The following is a 19,268-nucleotide window of genomic DNA, read 5'->3' as shown; positions in this document are numbered from 1 at the left end:
CGTAACTCCTTTGTGTGGATGAAGCGTTATCTCAATATTATGGCCATGACTGGGAGATCCTGCAAGAGAATATGATGCCGTATAATTTGGAAGGGACAGTAAAAAAAGCTGATCCCCAGCAGAATATCTGCTAAGAATCAGCTTTTAATTAATAAAATGAATTATCAGGGAGGTGTTGGTACAGTTGCCGGCATCGAAATATTGAGACCGCCGCTCATGTATCCTTGAACAGTATTGTTAAGGCTGAGACCTGCCGCGGATGCTGAATATACCATAAGCAGGCGCGTTTGTGCTGTAACAGGAATAGATAGGCCTGTAATTATACCGGAAGAGACGGATCCTACGGATATTATTCCTGTAAGCGAGGGAGACAATGTCATTGCAGTTCCAGGTACAGGCACGAATGTATTGTTGGGCGTTGTACTCGCGTACAGTTGGGCTGTAATAGTTGCCGTAGTTCCCACCAGAGAAAGTGCTTGTGTTGTACTGAAATATCCGCTTAGGGATGTAATGGTTCCGGCACTTGGTACAGAAAAGGCATAATTGAGATTTGTGCCGCTTGCTCCGGTTAAATCAATAGTTCCTGAGGTAACGGATACGCCGCTTACTGAGCTTCCGAAGCCAATCAGTGCGCCAGTGCCTGGCAAACCGCCTGCTATCGTAGTTACAGTAGCAGGGTTTCCTGAAGAAAACGGGATATAGGCATTTGCGCTAGCCCCTGGAGTACCAGTGGCGCCAGTCGCCCCGGTGGCTCCTGTAACACCGGTAGCACCGGTAGCACCGGTAGCACCAGTCGCCCCGGTAGCGCCAGTTACGCCAGTGGCACCAGTAGCGCCGGTGACTCCATCTTCGCCAGTAGCACCAGTAGCGCCAGTGGTTCCTTCTTCGCCCGCAGGCCCCGTAACGCCAGTGGCTCCTGTAGCGCCCGTTGCCCCAGTAGTTCCATCTTCGCCCGCAGGCCCTGTAACGCCAGTGGCTCCTGTAGCGCCCGTTGCCCCAGTAGCTCCATCTTCGCCCGCAGGTCCAGTAGCGCCAGTGGCTCCTGTAGCGCCCGTTGCCCCCGTTGCCCCAGTAGCTCCATCTTCGCCCGCAGGGCCGGTAGCCCCAGTGGCTCCAGTAGCGCCAGTTGCCCCCGTTGCCCCAGTAGCTCCCTCTTCGCCCGCAGGGCCGGTAGCCCCAGTGGCTCCAGTAGCGCCAGTTGCCCCCGTTGCCCCAGTAGCTCCCTCTTCGCCCGCAGGGCCGGTAGCCCCAGTGGCGCCTTCTTCACCGGCTGGGCCGGTTGCACCCGTCGCTCCAGTAGCGCCGACTTCGCCGGCAGGCCCCGTTGCCCCGGCAGGCCCCGTTGCCCCGGTAGGTCCCGTGGTTCCGGTTACGCCGGTCTCACCTGCCGGGCCCGTTGCACCTGTTGCGCCTATTTCACCGACAGGACCGGCAGACCCCGTCGCACCGGTCGCCCCGATTGCTCCTTGGTTTCCTGAGGAGCCAGCGCTGCCAGTTGCCCCGGTTGTACCCGTTGCGCCAGTCGCCCCAGTAGCGCCAGTCGCCCCAGTAGCACCCACCAGGCCTGCTGCACCAGTCGCTCCGGTTTCGCCTTTTGGCGCCGGCAGCGTAATTTCTGCCTTGGTAATGTCGGCGATTTCAATATAAGAAGCTGCGCCGTTACTGTAGATTGCCGTGATGGGCTGCCCGGCGGCTATATCAGAAGCGGAAGCTCCGCCAGTGCCGAAGATCAGTGTTGTGCTGTCAATCTTAAGGTTCACGACTTGACCAGCTTCTGTCAGTACACCAATCTGGCTGCCAGTCAGGCTGACGACAGTGCCGCGGGCAACAGTTCCGGATTGGGCCGGAGCATATCTTTCCGCCAGGCTGAAAATAGCTGCCGCCTGGGCACGGGTCACATCAGCGGTAGGTCTGAACGTTTTGTCCTCGAAGCCTTGGACTATTTTTAACTGGGAAGCTGCATTGATATAGCCGGTAGCCCAGGCGGAAATTTGATTCTCGTCATTGAAGGGGAGTGGTTCGCTGGCCAGGGCAAGTGCTTCATTCTCCTTGTCGAGCAGACGGATCACAAGTTTAGTCAGCCACTCGCGGCTGGCATTCTGTGTTCCCCAGCCCGAAGCGGCTTCCTCTTCAGGTTTAATTAAACCTTCATTAATAGCGGTCTGCACCCAGGCACTTGCCCAATCACTGACTTCAAGCGAAGAACTGGCCGAAGTGCCGGAAGGCTCCTCTGTGCCCAGGAAACGGACAGCCATAATTGCAGCTTCCTGATGAGTCAGCGGCGCCTTTGGATTGAAGTTCCCGGTGGTATCTCCCTCCGCAAACCCCAAAGCGGCGATTTTCATTACATATTTGTACATCCACGAGCTGCTGCTTACATCATTGAAGCCTTTCTTTTCAGCTGCGGAGGCAATGCCTGTACCGCCGAATCCGGCACTGGGCAGCACGGCTGCTACCTGGCTAAGCACCATAACCGCCATTGAGGTTTTTACTAAAGCGGGTTTGATATCCTTTTTGGAGTTTTCGCTGCCATGGGCGATTTCTGTATAGCGGGTTGTTGCTTTTTTCATCGAGTAGTTCCCCCTAAAGTATATGTTTGTCTTGCAGCGCCCAGGCCGGTGAAGTAGGCTCTGTTCGCCAGCACTTTGCTGTCAAAAGGAATGTGTTCCGCAGCCATTTCGTTATGGGCACTGGCCCGTTCATACTGGCCGATGCGGTCATAACAGACACAGAGCTGCAGATGCGGCAGCCAGCTCCAGCAGGCATGCTGGAGAATGGCGTAATTGTCCAGCGGCTTGGTTAATTCGCTCGCCATTTTGTACCAGAAGATGGCTTTGCTGAAGTCGTTCTCCAGCATGTACAGGCTGCCAAGCCGGCAGCAATTCTCTGCGCGGGGCAGATCATAAGAGAAAGACTGGAGCGCTTTAGCTTTGGCCTGTTGTTCATTGCCAAGCTCCCGGTAGCAATCGGAGAGGCTTCCGCAGGCATTGATCCGGTCCTCGATCCAGCTGTCTACCTGCTGCAGGAACATTTCATAGAAAGAGATGGCTTTGTCCCATTGCTTATGTTCCCTCAGCTCATTGGCGAAGTAGAACAGATCCCGGGTGGAGAAAATCTCCCCGGCCGCATGACGGCTCTCGTAGATATTCAGGTTACGGTCAGAATTCCCGTGGACTCTGCCATGGGTGATGGAAATATCCGAACGTCGCACCTTGCCGCTAACCTCCAGGTATTCATGGACGATACCGATCCAGCGGAAGCCGTTCTCCCGTTTGACCAGGCGGTTGCGTGTAAGGCTGGAGGTGACATTACCGTGCTCGTCAAAGGCCAGATTGTAATTCATGGATACCGCATCCGTATCCCATTCCAAGGCGCTCTTCAAGGTGCTGAACTTCTCGGCATCTGCAGGCAGCAGAATATCATCAGCATCCATCCAGAGCAGGTAATCCTGTGTCGCCAGGCTGAAGGCATAATTCCGCGCTTTGGCAAAATCGTTGACCCATGTGAAATCAGCTACCTTGTCCGTGTAGCGCAGAGCAATTTCCCTGGTGCGGTCTGTTGAACCGGTATCCACAATGATGATCTCATCCACCAGTCCTGAGACACTGTCCAGACAGCGTTCAAGAGTGGCTTCCTCGTTCTTGACAATCATGCAGAGACTCACGGTGACGCTGCGTTTCATTTCATATAGAGCACTTGTAATATCGAGGCCCCATTTCCTGCGGGCTTTTTCTTTATTGGCAATCAGCTGTGCATTGTACCAGCCGGGTGATTCCGGGAACAGCGGTGGAGGCTGGATATAGCGCACGAAGCAGTCCAGGGCGATCTGCAGACTGTATCCTGCCTGGAGCGCACGGTAGCATAGATCGTCATCCTCGTAGCATTCCAGTCCGAATTGTTCATCGAAGCCTCCAAGCTGACCGAAGGCATCACGGCGCATAAGCAGCAGATGGCTTAGCAGCCGGGTTGTGGTCTTGGCTTGTCCGGCTTTGGATAGTGCGAACGATCTGGCGATATGATCCAGCTGCTCCATCTCTGTACAGATCACCGGAAGTCTTTGCGGGCCGCTAACATCATTGCTGACAGGGCCGATCATCGCCGCCTGCGGGTGCTGCCGGGCACAGCCGGTCAGGCTGGACAGCCATTCTTCAGACACAATCATATGGTCACGCATGAATACAAGGTATTCACCAGCCGCAAAGGATGCGCCCAGATTGTATCCTCCGGACACGCCGATACGTTCCTTGGACGAGAAGGAGCGCGCTTTTTTATGGAGAGTTAAATAGCTGCTGATCTCTTCACCGCCGCCATCGTTAATCACAATCAGCTCATAGGGGGCTTCCGTAAATAACTCAATACTGGCCAGGCATGATTTAAGTAATCGAAGATGTTGGGCCAATATGATAATGGATACTTGCATTCAATCCCTCCATTTGATTTGAAATGATATATATCACACTCTATCACAGTAAAGTGGACATATTCTGGACATTATCCGACAAAAGTCTTCATTATAATGTAGAGTCCAACAATAGTTGTGTAGCTTTATGCAAGATGAATTATTTCCCGAGCCCCGCAGTCTGCGGTCGTGCATAAGTCCCCGACTAAGGTCCAGTACATAAAACCGTCCACAGTCTGTTTTGAAAATCTGCGGTTTACCCTAGAATAAGGTTATAAGAAAGAGATCAGCGAAAGGCGGTGAGAAAAAATGCAAAGAAAAGGTAACGGACTTGCGATTGTGCTGATTGCAATTGGAGCGGTAATGCTGTTAGGGATTTTGCCTCATTTGATTCACGGCATCTTCGGCATCCTGTTCCCGGTATTGCTGGTGGTTCTCGGATACTACGGAATTAAGAGCGGACGCAAGATTATCGGCTGGGTGGTAATGTTCATCGGTATCATGTCCCTGCTCTCCAAGCTTTCCTGGATTATCGGACCGCTGCTCGGTGTGGCGCTGGTAGTGTGGGGCATCTCGGTACTCCGGGGTAAGCGGAGCAGAACATACTAAGAGGTAGAACAATTACTTAATTAGAAGCAGGGAGGGAACAGGAAATCATGAGTGTTTTTCGCAGAATGAGGGATATCACCGTAGCCAACTTGAATGAACGCCTGGAGCAGAGTCAGGATCCCGTGAAGCTGATTGATCAATTTCTACATTCAACCCGTGAGGAAATTGGGGAGGCTGAGCGGCTGTACCAGCAGTACGCTTCCCATACGAAGCAATTGCAGCAGCAGGTGAATCAGGCAACCGCCATGAGAAACAAACGTGAAGAGCAGGCACTCCTCGCGCTCAAGGCCGGCGAAGATCATCTCGCCAAACTGGCATTGCAGGAGAAAATTATCCACGAGGAAAAGCTGGAGCAATACAGCGGGCTGCTGGAAACCAGCCAGCAATCACTCTTTGAGCTTGAAAACCAGTTGAATGAACTCAAAATTGAGTATCAGACAGTGTACAGCAAACGCCAGTTCTATGCAGCCCGGATGGAATCACTTCGGCTGCAGCAGCGCATGAATCAAAGAGCGAGTGCTTACGGCGGCGGTGATGTTCCCAAGATGTTCGGCCGTCTGGAGGACAAGATGACCGATTGGGAGCTGGAAGCCAAAAGCCTGAGCGATTTGCGGCGGATGGGACAGGAATACGCAGTGCAGGCCGGTGAGACGGTGGCGACCGTGCTCGAAAGAGAAATGGCCCGCCTGAAGGAGAAGCTGAACAATGATGGCAGAAAGGAGTAGTACTATGACCCGATTGTACCGTTCAACCAGAGACAGGGTAATGACAGGGCTGGCAGGCGGATTGTCCGAGACACTCGGCATCGACTCCACACTGTTCAGAATTCTGCTGGTGGTCAGCATTCCTTTTAGCGGAGGAGCCACTATCCTGGTGTACCTTATCGCAGCAATGGTAATTCCCAAGGAGCCTACCCAGTATAATCCCTTCGGACCTGGACCCGGTGCGCCGGGCGGCCCATATGGCGGTCCTTACTCAGGCAGACCTGAGCATGGCCGCGGACCGCAGGGACCTCAGGGACAACAAGGATATGGCCCATACGGCGGACAGCCTGGCTATAATCCCGGCTATGACAAAGCGGGCGCTTACACGGCCCCCGATTCCGGTCTGGATGCCATGATGAAGGATATTGAGAAGAAGGCACTGCAAAAAGAAGTAGAAGAGCTCAAACAAAAACTGTCTAAATACGAGAAGGGAGAAGTGTAAATTATGGGAGTATTCAAACGGATTAAAGATATGACTAAAGCGTCGGTAAACGACATGTTGGATAAGGTAGAGGACCCAATCGTAATGCTGAATCAATATCTGCGCGATATGGAGGCTGAGATTCATGAGGCTGAAGTAACGGTAGCGAAGCAGATGGCCAACGAACGCCGTATGAAGCAGCGTGTGGATGAAGCTGCTAAGGTATCCGGACAGCGTGCAGCACAAGCGGAACTTGCGCTTAAGAACGGCCAGGAGGAAGTTACCCGCAAGCTGCTGGAAGAGAAGATTTATTTCGACCAGAAGCATGTTGAATACAGCGAGCTTCACGCCCAGGCTGAGGTTCAAGCCAAGGAACTGGTGCAGCAGCTTCATGATATGAAGGATGAGTTCTACAAGCTGCGCAACAAACGTAATGAACTGGTCTCCCGCGCTCAAATGGCCAAAGCCAAGAAGCAAATGTCCCAGATCAGCAGTGTACATTCCATTGAAAGCGGAAGTGCATCCCTTGGATTCCACCGCATGGAAGAAAAGATCATGCAGCTTGAAGCGGAAGCAGATGTTATGCGTGCTCCGTATAGCCCTTCGGCAACCGCATATGCTAAGCCGGTAGATCCTGAGAAGCAGCTCAAAGTGGAAGAACAGCTCGCAGCACTGAAGAGCAAGCTGAATTCTGCTCCGGCAGCTCCTTCACTTGATAAAAAAGAAGAATAATGCCTGTTCCTAAAGAATAGGCAGATATGATATGCTGAACAAGGTAAAGCCATACGGTATGGATTCTCCATACCGGTATGGCTTTTGTAGCGGGAAGCGGTTATAGCTGCAGATAAGCTGAGGCTTGCGAAGTCAGCTTGGCAAAACTTAGATTATGCTTACGAAGTCAGTTTTGCTTCAAATATAAGAATTTATATGCTGGCATGATAACTTATCCTTCTATTTCTCGCTGAAACGCACCGTCCCTTAAAAGACGGCGTAGCTGTTTCTGCTTGGCAAAACTTTAAGGAGGTGCGGAATGGATAAACGGAACCGTTTGATTGCCATCGGACTGATTGGTGTCGGCTGCTTGATGATTTTTGGCAAATGGATCGGCTTCTTCTCCATTGTCGCACTCCTGTTCCTGCTGCTGGGGATTTACCGGACAACGTCAGGCAAGGTGAAGCAGGGGTATAAGCTTCTGGGGATCGGCGCGGTGCTGCTGCTGCTGGACCATCTGCTGCTGGTGCTTGGAATCTGCCTGATTTCGCTGGGGATGTTCTTTGTCAAATCCAAAAGAATGCAGCGCAAGGCCGGGTTTATGCAGAAGCAAAGCTTCTCTTCCAGATTCGACTGGGATCTCTCGCCGTGGGTCATGCGCAGCCTCAGTGCCTGGCATGTGCTGGGTGAGGCGGATGTGGATCTTTCGCTGGCGATGGCGGAAGAACAAGAGACAATTATGCTGTTCCAGGGTATTTTTGGCGATGTGGATATTCTGATGTCCGAGGATTACGGGGTAGAGATCGAAGCCTTCGTGCTGTTCGGCTCTATTGAATCCGGCAGTCACCGGGACACAGGGATGCTGAACCGGCTGAACTGGAAGTCACCCAACTACGACAGCAGTGAGCATAAAGTGAAATTCAATATCTCATATCTGATGGGTGATCTCGACATACGGTTTCCCTGATGAATACAGCATATGAGCAGAGAGATGGAAGGGAGGGCTCCCGGGCATGGGCAAAAAAAGCAGTAACATGGTAACGCGCAGTATGGGCGAGGGGGCTCTGTTCTCTTTGATCATGCTGCTTGTTATTACATACATTATGTATACATATGGATTATTACAGCCGTTTGAGGACTGGAAGGTCGGCGTGAGAACGGCAATGACGCTGATTCTGCTGCCGATGGCCTTCGGCATCGGGTACGGGTTCTATCAGGGCTTCCGCAGCAAGCGCAAGCTGGAGCTGCTGCGGGCGACACTGGTAGCCTGGGAGAAGGGCAACCTCACCCCGGTAATGCCGGATCTGGGCCATGATGAGCTGGGCCGGCTCGGGGAACAGCTCGGACGGATCGGCGGCAAGTGGGAGAATCAGGTGACTACGCTGCAGCGGCTCTCCACCAATAATGCCAAGCTTGCCGAGCAAGCCCGGGTGACGGCGATTATCGAGGAACGCCAGCGGCTGGCACGCGAGCTGCATGATGCCGTATCCCAGCAGCTGTTCGCGATCTCGATGACGGCAACGGCTGTAGGCCGGACGCTGGAGAAGGATTTCGACAAGGCGCAGCGGCAAATTGCGCTGATTGAGGAGATGTCCGCCGTAGCCCAGTCGGAGATGCGGGCACTGCTGCTGCACCTGCGGCCGGTATATCTGGAAGGCAAGGGGCTGGAGCAGGGGCTGCAGGAGCTGATCAAGGAACTGAAGATCAAGGTTCCGATTGATATTGTGTTCGAGATGGATCAGGGCGTGCAGCTGCTCAAAGGCGTCGAGAATCATTTGTTCCGCATTGTGCAGGAGGCGATTTCGAACACGCTGCGCCATGCCAAAGCGGAGAAGCTGGAGATCCGCCTGCACCGCCGCGGCGATACGGTCCGTCTGACGCTGCGCGATGACGGGATCGGCTTTGAGATGGATGAGAGCAAGCAGACATCCTACGGACTTTCGAATATGCAGGAGCGGATAACAGAGATCGGGGGCTCGATCCAGTTCATCACCGCTCCGGGCAAAGGAATGCGGATTGATATTACCGTACCGGTAGTCAATGAATAGGGGGCAAGGGTAACCATGGAGATGGAGGAAGCGGAAGCGATCAAGGTCCTGCTGGTGGACGATCACGAAATGGTCCGGATCGGACTTGCTGCGGTGCTTGGCACCGAGGATGGGATTGAAGTTGTAGGTGAAGCCGGAAGCGGCGAAGAAGGAATCCGGCTGGCACAGGAATATAATCCGGATGTGGTGCTGATGGATCTGGTGATGGACGGTATGGACGGGATCGAAACAACAAGACAGCTGCTGAAGCTGTACCCGGACTGCAAAGTTATAGTGCTGACCAGTTATTTGGATGATGAGAAAATGTATCCGGTCATTGAAGCCGGCGCGTTCAGCTATCTGCTCAAAACCTCGCGGGCCAGTGAAGTCGCCGATGCAATCCGGGCTGCCGCAAGAGGGCAGTCCGTGCTGGAATCACAAGTGGCTTCCAAAATGATGAACCGGTTCCGCTCGAATGCCAGAGGTGAATCTCCGGCCTACAAGGAACTTACCGAACGCGAGATGGAAGTACTGAAGCTGCTGGCCCAGGGCAAGTCCAATCAGGATATTGCCGATCAATTAATTATTGGAATCAAGACAGTGAAATTCCATGTCACGAATATTCTCGCCAAGCTGGGCGTCGAAGACCGGACCCAGGCGGCTATTTACGCATATAAGAATGGACTGGCGGAATAAAGCCTTAGACCATAGAAGCCATTACGCACTTTCAAGAGAAATCAGCCCTGGCCCGGGAGGGACGGGGAGTTATCTTGAAAGTGTTTTTGCGTGCGCGTAAGGCTCACGTCCTTGCAGTTTGTATACATAACCTAAGGATAAGAGCAGATAACTAACCCCAAACCCGAGATAGACACCGGTTAGTTCGAGCTTCCGGATACATATATAAATGATCACCAGGGATACTGCATACACCACCCCCGAGTACACAAGCACCCACTTCTCCAGGTCAATCGCCTGCAGGGTAGAGCGCATAATCATCTGCAGCCCGTTCATCAGATTCAGCGCCAGCGCCAGCGGAAGAACATGTTCCACTAGTGAGATGACAACGGCCTTGTCTGTGATGATGGCGATAAGCGGATAGGAGAAGGAGATCACGATCAAGGTTAGCGGAATGCTGATCATTAACATAAGCTGGAGTGACAAATACGAATATTTGGTGTACCCTGCTTGCTGCTTGCCGTAGGCCTGGGCGGTAATTGTCATACAGCTGCCCGCGAAGCAGTACATGGGAATCATAATGATCTCAAGCAAAGTTGTCACAACGGTGTATGACGCGATGAATTCAGAATCCATTCTGGAGATGATCGCCATGATGCCCATTGCAAACAAAGTGTATTCTATAAGGTCCTGAAGGGCCATCGGGAAATAGAGTTTTAGCAGCTGCTTGGCAATGGGCCAGTTGATCTGAAGAGAGAAGCTGAATAAGCTGCTTTTGCGGAAAAAATAGATGCAGACTATAATGCTCGCACCATAGCCCGCGACAGAGCCGACAGCGGCGCCGCTCATACCCAGCGCAGGAAATCCCCATTTGCCGAAGACGAGCACATAATCGAAGAATATATTCACGATGCCTGCTGCCGCGAAACTGAATGTTAACAGCTTGGCTTGATTGATGTTCTTGAAATAGGCTGAGAAATTAAACAGAACCATATTCATGCCCATGGTCATTCCGCTGATATACAAATAATGAGTGGCAGGTGCGAAATTCAGATCATAGACCGTGCCCAATATCCATCTGCCAGTCCCTAACAGCAGCAGTTCGAACAGGATGCCGATCATGATGGACATTGTCATGCTTGTATTAAAAGCTTGGCCAAACTTAGGAATATCATTGTTGCCAAAGAATCTTCCGCCGATGATGTTGAAGGCTGCGCATAGAATGCCGATCGTTCCGGTGATCAGAAAAATAAAAGATGAGGCGATGCCCACTGCGGCAAATTCTTCAACGCCAAGCCTGCCGATAATCGCCTGGTCGCCGAGCTGAAAGAGAAGCTGGAGGATCTGGAGGAAAAGCATAGGGACAACCAGATCGTTGATAAGCCGGAAGTCAGCGCTGTTTCGGTGAAACCACTTTTTAAGCATGCTGATTGAGTACCTCTTCTATGTTTATAATATGAATCCTATTAATGGAAATATAAACTAATAAATACTTCTATAGAAATGATTAAAATCTCATTACATTCCGAGTGAACTATGCAGCTGCCGGATCGGGAGTCTCAGACAGTCTCTCTCAGCGGGGTATATCTTTCTCTGAAGCTGGATATCCTGTCTAGTAGATTACTAGAACGGATTGAGAGGGAGATGCAGAGTGGGGAACAGAGGACAGAGCAGAGTGATACTGGTGCTGGCGGGCTTGTGTGTGGCGGTTATGCTGCTTAGCGGCTTCCGCAGCGCGGGGACAGCCGGAGGAAATGGCTTACAGGAAGTATCTGCTGTGTCTGCGGTCACTGCTTCTACGGCCGGTGCGGGAGAGCTTCAGGATTCTCTGGCGCTGCTGACTACACTCGGCCGCGAGGTATCTGCTCCCGGGGCTCCGCTCCGGCTCGTATTGAAGTGGCAGGGAGAATATAGCGGAGAAGCTGCGGCAGACGCTACTGTACAGAACCTGTCTTCCCGGCTTGGACTCGGTGAAGTCAGCTCCTCTGATGAGGACGGGCATCTAACCTTACGTTCCTCCGCAGAACTCAGCGGAGGAGCGCAGGTCTCCCTGTTCTGGAGCGAGCTCGGCGGCGGACGGAGTTATTGCATCGTCACCTTCGAGACGGCGGATCTTCTGGGCTCGCCCAAGCTTCCGGCAGCAGCCGGAGACGCGGGAAAGGCGATGCTTCAGGCGGGTATTGCGGCAGAGTGGAACGTCTCGCTGCAGGCTCCGGCGAAGGAGCAGAGCGGACCTCAGGGCGCGCTCCTGGCCACAGAGCAGAACCTTGCAGCGCAGCTCCCCGGCATTCATGCGGAAGAGAATTACGCAGATGAAACTACATCCAGCCGTTCGTATAGCGTGCCCGGCCTGCAGCGCACCGTCAGCAGCGGCGGACATGAGCTTGCGCTCCAGCTGGCGGTGCACAGGGACGGGAATGAGGACAGAAACCGTGTGACCCTCGGACTTCCGCTGATTACGATCGAATATTGAAGCCGGAGATTTCCGGGCTTACTCCGCAGCGGCTCCACGTTGCGGAGCTTTTGGCGGGGCGGTATAATATCGGTAGTATAAGCGGGAACATGTGAAAGCATAAGAAAGAGTAATGGAAAATTACGAAATCCCGAGAAAAACTGTCAGGAATGTGATAGCATCCTTAGTGCAATTATGATAAAATGACATCACGCCGTCATGCGTATTTTATATCATGACCGCCGCTGAGAATGAATGTCAACTATATTACATACAGAGAGATGAGGAGCCATGGCTGAAAATCAAACCCTTGATGCACTGCATACACCCGGTGCTGTATTCTTTATCTTCGGGGCAACCGGAGATCTAGCCCGGCGTAAGCTTTTCCCGGCGATTTACAGTTTGTACCGTGAAGGCAAGCTGACACATGATTTTGCGGTAATTGGCGTGGCTCGGCGTCCCCGTACCCAGGATGAATTCCGGGAAGATGTGAAGGAATCCATCCGCGAGTTCTGCCGCTACCAGGCAGGAGATGCTGCGGAATGGAACGAGTTCGTGCAGCATTTCGAATACAAGTCTCTGGACATCAACAATATCGACGGTTTCCGTGAGCTGAATGCCCAGACGGAAGCGCTCGAAGAGAAGTTCCATATTCCGGGCAACCGCCTGTTCTATCTGGCGCTTGCACCTGAACTGTTCGGCAGTGTCTCCTTCAACCTGAAGGCTGGCGGCATGCTGCAGACCCGGGGCTGGAACCGTCTGGTGATCGAGAAGCCATTCGGCTACAATCTGGAATCCGCTGAACAGCTGAACGAGCAAATCCGCCAGGTGTTCAAGGAAGAAGAGATTTACCGGATTGACCATTACCTCGGTAAGGAAATGGTGCAGAATATTGAAGTGATCCGGTTCGCCAATGCTTTCTTCGAGCCGCTATGGAACAACAAGCATATCGCCAACATTCAGATCACACTCGGGGAAACCGTGGGTGTGGAAGAGCGCGGCGGGTATTACGATCATGCCGGAGCACTGCGCGATATGGGCCAGAACCATATTCTGCAGCTGCTGACAATGATCGCTATGGAACCGCCAAGCCGTCTGCTGGCTGAAGATATCCGTGATGAGAAAGTGAAGGTGCTCCGTTCGCTGCGTCCTTACGCTACTGCGGAAGAGGTTCGCGAGAACGTAGTGCGCGGTCAATACACGCAAGGGCTCTACAAGGGCAAGACCCTTCCGGCTTACCGCCAGGAAGATAAGGTGGACCCGGAATCGAATACGGAGACGTATTTCGCAGCCCGTGTATTTGTAGACAACTTCCGCTGGGCAGGGGTTCCCTTCTATATCCGTACCGGCAAACGTCTGCCTGTGAAGACTACGGAAGTGGTTGTAGAGTTCAAAGGAATGCCGACCAATGTTTATCTGGGCCAGAAGCATAATCTGGAGCCGAACCTGCTCGTAATCCGTGTGAATCCGATGGAAGGCATCTACGTGAAGATCAATGCCAAGAAGCCGGGCTCCGAATCGGAAATTCAGCCGCTGGCGATGGATTTCTGCCAGAGCTGCATGATCGGCATCAATTCGCCGGAAGCTTATGAGCGTCTGCTGCATGATGCTGCGCGCGGGGATTCCACTTACTTCACCCGCTGGGATGAAGTGTCCTCTGCCTGGTCCTTCGTGGACCGTATCGCCAAGGCATGGAAGGAAGAGAGCAACGATCTCGCTTCCTATCCTGCCGGTTCCTGGGGGCCGGTCGAAGCCGATCAGCTGCTGGCTGGCGAAGGCTTCCACTGGTGGCCGGTCAACGGCCAGGATGAAGACAATGTGGTATGGCAGGTTAACCGCTAAGCCCTGAATAAGAGAACTGTTGGAGATCCCTCTGCATACGCTGCAGGGGGATCTTTTTGCGGAATAACGGATTTCCTGCGGACCTGCCAGCCGAATTTGCGCTAAAGTCGGAGTTTCTGTACATAATATTGCAAGATATTTGACTTGCGGAGCTTTTTTGTAGATAATGTTTGCCGGATTTTGCTATACTAAAAAGGATGCTTTCAAAATAAAGAATTTCTAGGCAAGGCGCCATAAAATATCCTATAAACCGTACTTCAACGATGTAACGATGAATTCTACGTGAAAGGATCTGGACGAATGAGTAGTGCACCGATTTGATGAAATCCGGTAATTGAAGCAGAAGCATGGATGAATTTATATATGAAGGGATATGTGTAATGAATAAGGCACCGGACCACAAGCTTCAGAGTGAAGTAGACAAACGCAGAACCTTTGCGATTATTTCCCACCCCGATGCGGGTAAAACAACGCTGACCGAGAAACTGCTCCTCTTCGGGGGCGCTATCCGTCTGGCAGGTACAGTTAAAGCCCGTAAGGCAAGCAAGCACGCCACAAGTGACTGGATGGAAATTGAGAAGCAGCGCGGAATCTCGGTCACTTCTTCCGTCATGCAGTTTGATTACCTGGATCACCGGGTGAACATTCTGGATACCCCGGGTCACCAGGACTTCAGTGAAGACACTTACCGTACGCTTACTGCGGCTGACAGTGCGGTCATGCTGATCGACGTAGCCAAGGGTGTGGAAACTCAGACGATCAAGCTGTTCCAGGTCTGTGCCAAGCGGGGCATTCCGATCTTCACCTTCATCAACAAGCTGGACCGTGAAGGCCGCAATCCCTTTGAGCTGATGGAAGAGCTGGAGAATGTACTGGGTATCCGCTCTGTGCCAATGAACTGGCCGATCGGCATGGGCCGTGAGCTGTGCGGCGTATACGACCGGATGAAGAATCAGGTTGAGCTGTTCCAGGGCGACGATCATTCCGTGATCAGAGTACAAAAAGTGGAAAGCTACCGCGACCCGATCATCCGCGAGATGGCCGGAGAATACCTGCATGACCAATTATGTGCGGATCTGGAGCTGCTGGATGTAGCGGGCGATCCGTTTGACTATGAGAAAGTACTCCGCGGAGAGATTACTCCGGTATTCTTCGGCAGTGCGATCAACAACTTCGGCGTGCAGACCTTCCTTGATAACTTCCTGGATCTTGCACCGAAGCCTGAACCACGCCGCAGTACAGCTGGATCTGTTGAACCGACAAATGAGAAATTCACCGGCTATGTGTTCAAAATCCAGGCTAACATGAACCCGGCTCACCGTGACCGCATTGCCTTCCTGCGCATTGTGTCCGGCAAGTTCGAGCGCGGCATGAGCGTGAAGCATGTGCGTGCCGGCAAAGACATCAAGCTGTCCCAGCCGCAGCAGTTCCTGGCCCAGGACCGCGATATTGTAGAAGAGGCGTATCCGGGTGATATTATCGGTCTGTTCGACCCGGGTATCTTCCGGATTGGCGATACGCTGAGTCAGGCAGGGGATATCGAATTCGATGAGCTGCCGACCTTCTCGCCGGAGATTTTCTCCAAAGTGAGCATTAAGAATGCGCTGAAATCGAAGCAGTTCCAGAAGGGCATTGACCAGTTAACTGAAGAGGGCATGATCCAGGTATTCCGCACCGTTAACTTCGATGATATCCTGCTGGGCGTCGTCGGACAGCTGCAGTTCGAGGTGTTCGAGTACCGCATGAAGGGCGAGTACGGCGTAGATGTCCAGCTGCAGCGGATGAGCTACCAGTTCGCACGCTGGATTGTGGATGACACCAAGCCGGATGCAAGCAAATTCCGGATCAACTCCACACTGGTTACCGATAAGAAGGGGAATTATGTAGTGCTGTTCGAGAACGAATACGCCATGCGGACCGCCATGGAGAAGAATCCGACGGCTAAATTCCTGGAAACCGCGCCTTGAGATGTACTGTTGAAGTAGGATAAGCTGACCGCTTATCGATTGTTTGTTATAAAAAACCTCCGCGATCCACTGTGCAGCTGCACATGTGGAGGCGGAGGTTTTTGGCGGAATGAACCTCTTTAGGACGTGATGGACCCTGGCGTGAGTTTCTCCAGATGTCTGTGCAGCATGGAGAGCACCCGGTCCTGCTTGGCGGGATCAAGGTCCTTCCAGATCATTTCGAAGACAACGCCGAGTCCGGGAAGCGCGGCTTCCGGCCCGTCCACGGAGTTCTCGATCACTTCCCGCAGACCTTCTTCGGTCTGTCCGTGAATCTTGTGTACAATAGCCTGGCGCAAATCAATGGTGACTGGCATAATCGACCTCCTTAAGTTTTGTTGGCATAGGCTTCCTGGCTCAGCTTCGCAAAACTGGCTTCGGGAGCAGGGGCTTAGGTTTTGTTAGCATAGGCTTTTAATAAGGTGCCCTGCGGCAGCGCTGAAAATTCAAGTTTATAACGGCTTATGCTATACTGTTTGAGATGCAAAATGCGGGCGGGAGGTACAACAATTATGGCAAAAAAACAATATGCCGTCATCGGAATGGGACGTTTCGGCTCAAGTGTAGCCAAGGCGCTCAGCGGTATGGGCTTTGATGTACTGGCCATTGATGCGGATGAGCAGCGCACCCAGGAAATATCGAATATTGTTACTCATGCCGTATCCGCGGATTCGACCGATGAAGAGGCACTGCGTGCACTCGGTATCCGTAACTTCGATGTGGTGGTTGTCGCGATTGGCGAGGATATTCAGGCCAGTATTCTAACCACGCTGATCCTGAAGGATCTTGGCGTACCTGCAATTCTGGTTAAGGCCAAAAGCGAGTTGCACGGCAAGGTGTTGAGTAAAATCGGTGCAGATAAGGTAATCTACCCTGAACGGGATATGGGCATGCGGGTGGCGCATCATCTGGCCTCGCCGAACATCCTTGATTATATAGAGCTGTCGCCGGACTACAGCATTCTGGATATGAAAGTCTCCGGGCCGATGCTCGGCAAGAATTTGCAGGAGCTTAACATTCGTGCCAAATATGGCTGTAACGTGATGGCTATCCGCCGGGGTGAGGAAATGAATATTTCCCCCAGAGCGGAAGATCGTTTGAGCGAGGGCGATGTACTTGTCATCGTCGGCCGTAAGGACAACCTGACGAAGCTGGAAATGGCTTATCAATAGGGCTGTATGGATGAGTGATTACAGGTACAGGCCAGGTTCAAGTACAGATACAAGTACAGGTAGTAGGGTTAGTTGTATTTTGTGCAGTTATTTTAAATGAATTAATACGTTATTTGCAAATAGATGTATCTGGTACAACTAAAATCACACAAATGGCGGAATTTTACTCCAACCGCTACTTTTAATTGTACAGAGTGCAGTTAAACGGGGATTTGCTGCGTAAAGGCTGTTTTTAGTTGTACTAACTACAGTTAAGGTAGCATACTTAAGATCAGGAATCTTCAAGCAACAGAAAGGTAGGACCTCATGGAAATTATGTCGCCGCAGAATACGCGGGTGAAGGAATGGGCTGGACTGCAGGAGAAGAAGCACCGCGACAAGTCCGGTAAATATATCGTAGAAGGCATCCATCTGGTGCAGGAGGCGTTGCAGGCGGAAGCAGATGTGGAATGCCTGGCCTTTGATCTGGATAAAGGCATGCCGTCCGAGCTGAAGCCTCTGCTTCAGGCCGTGCAGGGCATGGAGGTAATTGGCGTGTCAGCAGCGGTGATTGCGAAGTGCAGCAGCACGAATACACCGCAGCCGGTGTTTGCGGTTGTGCGCAAGGAACAGCAGGGCGTGGAGGCCATCCTGGCGAAGCCGGATAGTCTGGTTGTTGTGCTGGACGGGGTCCAAGACCCTGGCAACGTGGGCACAATCATCCGCAGTGCCGATGCGGCAGGTGCGGACGGGGTGATCCTCGGCCAAGGCTGCGCCGATCTTTTCAATCCGAAGACCATCCGTTCCACGATGGGCTCGATGTTCCATCTCCCGGTAGTTGAGGGAGATCTCGGCACGATTCTGCCGCAGGCGCGGGAACGCGGCGCGCTGCTGGTCAGCACTTCGCTGACGGGTGAGGATTCCTGTTACACCCATGACTTCCAGGGCAGCCAGTGGCTGCTGATCGGCAGCGAAGGTAAAGGCATCTCGCCGGAGACGGCAGCCCTTGTCGACAAGAGCATCATCATCCCGATGGCCGGCCGCGCCGAATCGCTGAACGCGGCGATGGCAGCGACGATTTTGTTGTTTGAGGGGATGCGGCAGCGGGGGAACCACGGAAAGTAGATTGAAAAATATGAGTTAGACATTGGAACGGACCTATACATGTAGTCCTGATGCTCAAGAAACCCTTGAGTCATCAGGATTTTTTTTGGTTTCTTGCAGTCGAAATATAGGGAGATATTCCCCACTTGGTGTTATATCTAATTGCATTTTTGAGTAAAAATGGTATAAATAATAAATATAGGGATCTCTAAAATGGATACTAGAGGTGAAATTGTATGTATAACATAGTGCTTTATGATGAAAATGATAGTTTCCTGGAGAAACTGCAACAGACTCTAATCGGAATTTTGGGCAAGATGAAGTGCGAATACAGTATTGAGAAATGGAGTGATCCACAAACTATACTGGGTAATATTGAGGTACGGAATAAGAGTTGTAATATTATCTTTCTGGGAATAGACAGTGATTCCGGGCAAGTCTTTCGCACAGCCGAAATACTCAATGCCAGAGATCATGATTATATTCTGATTCTGGTCTCAACCAGCTGCGACCAAGCCGTTGAAGGATATAAATATGGGGCTTACAGGTGGATTGTTAAAAATAATCTGCGAAGTGGGGTGGCCGAGGCCATTCACAGCTTAGATATCCTGATTGGAGGAAGCCGGAATGAGGGGGAGCCTCTGATCAGGTTCAAGTACCTTAATAATGAAGACTATGATTATATCAGCGTGCGTGAACGGGATATCATTCAGCTGTACAAAAAAAACAGGAGGGTTATTATGACCACTCCGCACGGAAATTATGAGCTGCTGCAGTATACCTTGAATTATTATAAGAAGTTGATCAACAACCCGAATTTCATTATCGCTTCACGGTCACACTTGATTAATCTTGTTCATATTGAGGAACTGCGTGGGGATTTCTTTCAATTATCCGATGGGCAAACGATATGTATAGGGTCGGAAGGCCGTGTGAAGCAGCAGGTGAAGAAGGAGTATCTGAATTATGTAGATAGCTGCAAAAAATACAATTTCGCACAAAAATGTTTTATTTAAGAAGTAATATGCGCTAATAATAGAAAAACAGAGTGTTACGCAAATGAATAGATGGTTTTAGCTTAATATTGTGAAATAATTCACCAAAAAC

The 19,268-nt window shown here is 51.8% G+C and carries 17 protein-coding genes; 13 read left to right on the top strand and 4 right to left on the bottom strand.

What is annotated here, in order from left to right; translation table 11 throughout:
- Positions 1 to 164: 164 nt before the first annotated feature.
- Positions 165 to 2,570, bottom strand: coding sequence for an exosporium glycoprotein BclB-related protein (locus P40081_RS38010; RefSeq protein WP_081970273.1), 2,406 nt, complete (start codon positions 2,568 to 2,570; stop codon positions 165 to 167).
- Positions 2,567 to 4,420 carry a glycosyltransferase gene (locus P40081_RS38005; RefSeq protein ID WP_081970271.1) on the bottom strand — a complete coding sequence of 618 codons (1,854 nt, stop codon included), beginning with the start codon at positions 4,418 to 4,420 and terminating at the stop codon, positions 2,567 to 2,569. Before P40081_RS38005 ends, P40081_RS38010 begins: the two co-directional genes overlap by 4 nt.
- Before the next feature lie 288 nt (positions 4,421 to 4,708).
- Here P40081_RS38005 and P40081_RS31050 point away from each other — a divergent pair, with 288 nt between their 5' ends.
- The 7 genes from P40081_RS31050 (at position 4,709) to P40081_RS31020 (ending at position 9,627) form a co-directional block, all read left to right on the top strand.
- Positions 4,709 to 5,008: a LiaF transmembrane domain-containing protein gene (locus P40081_RS31050; protein ID WP_039307338.1), complete on the top strand. Its 300-nt coding sequence runs from the start codon at positions 4,709 to 4,711 to the stop codon at positions 5,006 to 5,008.
- Between the two features lie 47 nt (positions 5,009 to 5,055).
- Positions 5,056 to 5,733, top strand: a complete 678-nt coding sequence (locus tag P40081_RS31045) for a PspA/IM30 family protein (RefSeq protein WP_042139930.1) — start codon at positions 5,056 to 5,058, stop codon at positions 5,731 to 5,733.
- Positions 5,734 to 5,737: 4 nt separating this feature from the next.
- Entirely contained in the window at positions 5,738 to 6,214 is a 477-nt protein-coding gene (locus P40081_RS31040; protein WP_042139929.1) for a PspC domain-containing protein, read from the top strand.
- A gap of 3 nt (positions 6,215 to 6,217) precedes the next feature.
- A complete protein-coding gene (locus tag P40081_RS31035) occupies positions 6,218 to 6,925 on the top strand; it encodes a PspA/IM30 family protein (RefSeq protein WP_039307345.1) in 708 nt (235 codons plus the stop codon).
- A 298-nt stretch (positions 6,926 to 7,223) separates the two neighbouring features.
- Positions 7,224 to 7,871 carry a cell wall-active antibiotics response protein LiaF gene (liaF, locus tag P40081_RS31030; RefSeq protein WP_039307347.1) on the top strand — a complete coding sequence of 216 codons (648 nt, stop codon included), beginning with the start codon at positions 7,224 to 7,226 and terminating at the stop codon, positions 7,869 to 7,871.
- 46 nt (positions 7,872 to 7,917) lie between these two features.
- Positions 7,918 to 8,952 (top strand): sensor histidine kinase, encoded by a 1,035-nt coding sequence (locus P40081_RS31025; protein ID WP_039307348.1) that lies wholly within the window; start codon positions 7,918 to 7,920, stop codon positions 8,950 to 8,952.
- Positions 8,953 to 8,973: 21 nt separating this feature from the next.
- The gene (locus tag P40081_RS31020) at positions 8,974 to 9,627 is read left to right on the top strand and encodes a response regulator (protein ID WP_039307403.1); all 654 of its coding nucleotides are present in this window, start codon (positions 8,974 to 8,976) and stop codon (positions 9,625 to 9,627) included.
- Positions 9,628 to 9,696: 69 nt separating this feature from the next.
- On the opposite strand, the gene P40081_RS31015 is transcribed toward P40081_RS31020, so the two are convergent.
- Entirely contained in the window at positions 9,697 to 11,031 is a 1,335-nt protein-coding gene (locus P40081_RS31015) for an MATE family efflux transporter (RefSeq protein ID WP_042139928.1), read from the bottom strand.
- Between the two features lie 226 nt (positions 11,032 to 11,257).
- Between P40081_RS31015 and P40081_RS31010 the strand changes: the two genes are divergently transcribed.
- From P40081_RS31010 to P40081_RS31000, 3 genes are all read left to right on the top strand, one after another.
- Complete coding sequence (locus tag P40081_RS31010; RefSeq protein ID WP_042139926.1) at positions 11,258 to 12,079, top strand: YwmB family TATA-box binding protein; 822 nt, start codon at positions 11,258 to 11,260, stop codon at positions 12,077 to 12,079.
- Between the two features lie 270 nt (positions 12,080 to 12,349).
- On the top strand, positions 12,350 to 13,900 hold the full coding sequence (gene zwf / locus P40081_RS31005; RefSeq protein WP_039307355.1) for a glucose-6-phosphate dehydrogenase: 1,551 nt from the start codon (positions 12,350 to 12,352) through the stop codon (positions 13,898 to 13,900).
- Positions 13,901 to 14,280: 380 nt separating this feature from the next.
- The gene (locus P40081_RS31000; protein WP_042139924.1) at positions 14,281 to 15,867 is read left to right on the top strand and encodes a peptide chain release factor 3; all 1,587 of its coding nucleotides are present in this window, start codon (positions 14,281 to 14,283) and stop codon (positions 15,865 to 15,867) included.
- 119 nt (positions 15,868 to 15,986) lie between these two features.
- Here the strand turns inward: P40081_RS31000 and P40081_RS30995 are convergent, their stop codons facing one another.
- The gene (locus tag P40081_RS30995; protein WP_042139923.1) at positions 15,987 to 16,223 is read right to left on the bottom strand and encodes a small acid-soluble spore protein SspI; all 237 of its coding nucleotides are present in this window, start codon (positions 16,221 to 16,223) and stop codon (positions 15,987 to 15,989) included.
- A gap of 171 nt (positions 16,224 to 16,394) precedes the next feature.
- On the opposite strand from P40081_RS30995, the gene P40081_RS30990 reads away from it, so the two are divergent.
- From P40081_RS30990 to P40081_RS30980, 3 genes are all read left to right on the top strand, one after another.
- Positions 16,395 to 17,078, top strand: a complete 684-nt coding sequence (locus P40081_RS30990) for a potassium channel family protein (RefSeq protein WP_144026190.1) — start codon at positions 16,395 to 16,397, stop codon at positions 17,076 to 17,078.
- A 306-nt stretch (positions 17,079 to 17,384) separates the two neighbouring features.
- On the top strand, positions 17,385 to 18,182 hold the full coding sequence (locus P40081_RS30985; RefSeq protein ID WP_042139919.1) for a TrmH family RNA methyltransferase: 798 nt from the start codon (positions 17,385 to 17,387) through the stop codon (positions 18,180 to 18,182).
- A gap of 215 nt (positions 18,183 to 18,397) precedes the next feature.
- A complete protein-coding gene (locus P40081_RS30980) occupies positions 18,398 to 19,177 on the top strand; it encodes a LytTR family transcriptional regulator DNA-binding domain-containing protein (RefSeq protein ID WP_042139918.1) in 780 nt (259 codons plus the stop codon).
- The last annotated feature ends 91 nt before the right edge of the window (positions 19,178 to 19,268 follow it).

Source organism: Paenibacillus sp. FSL P4-0081 (genome assembly GCF_000758565.1).
GTDB lineage: Bacteria > Bacillota > Bacilli > Paenibacillales > Paenibacillaceae > Paenibacillus_AQ > Paenibacillus_AQ phytohabitans.
This window is presented reverse-complemented; position numbering and strand designations above follow the sequence as displayed.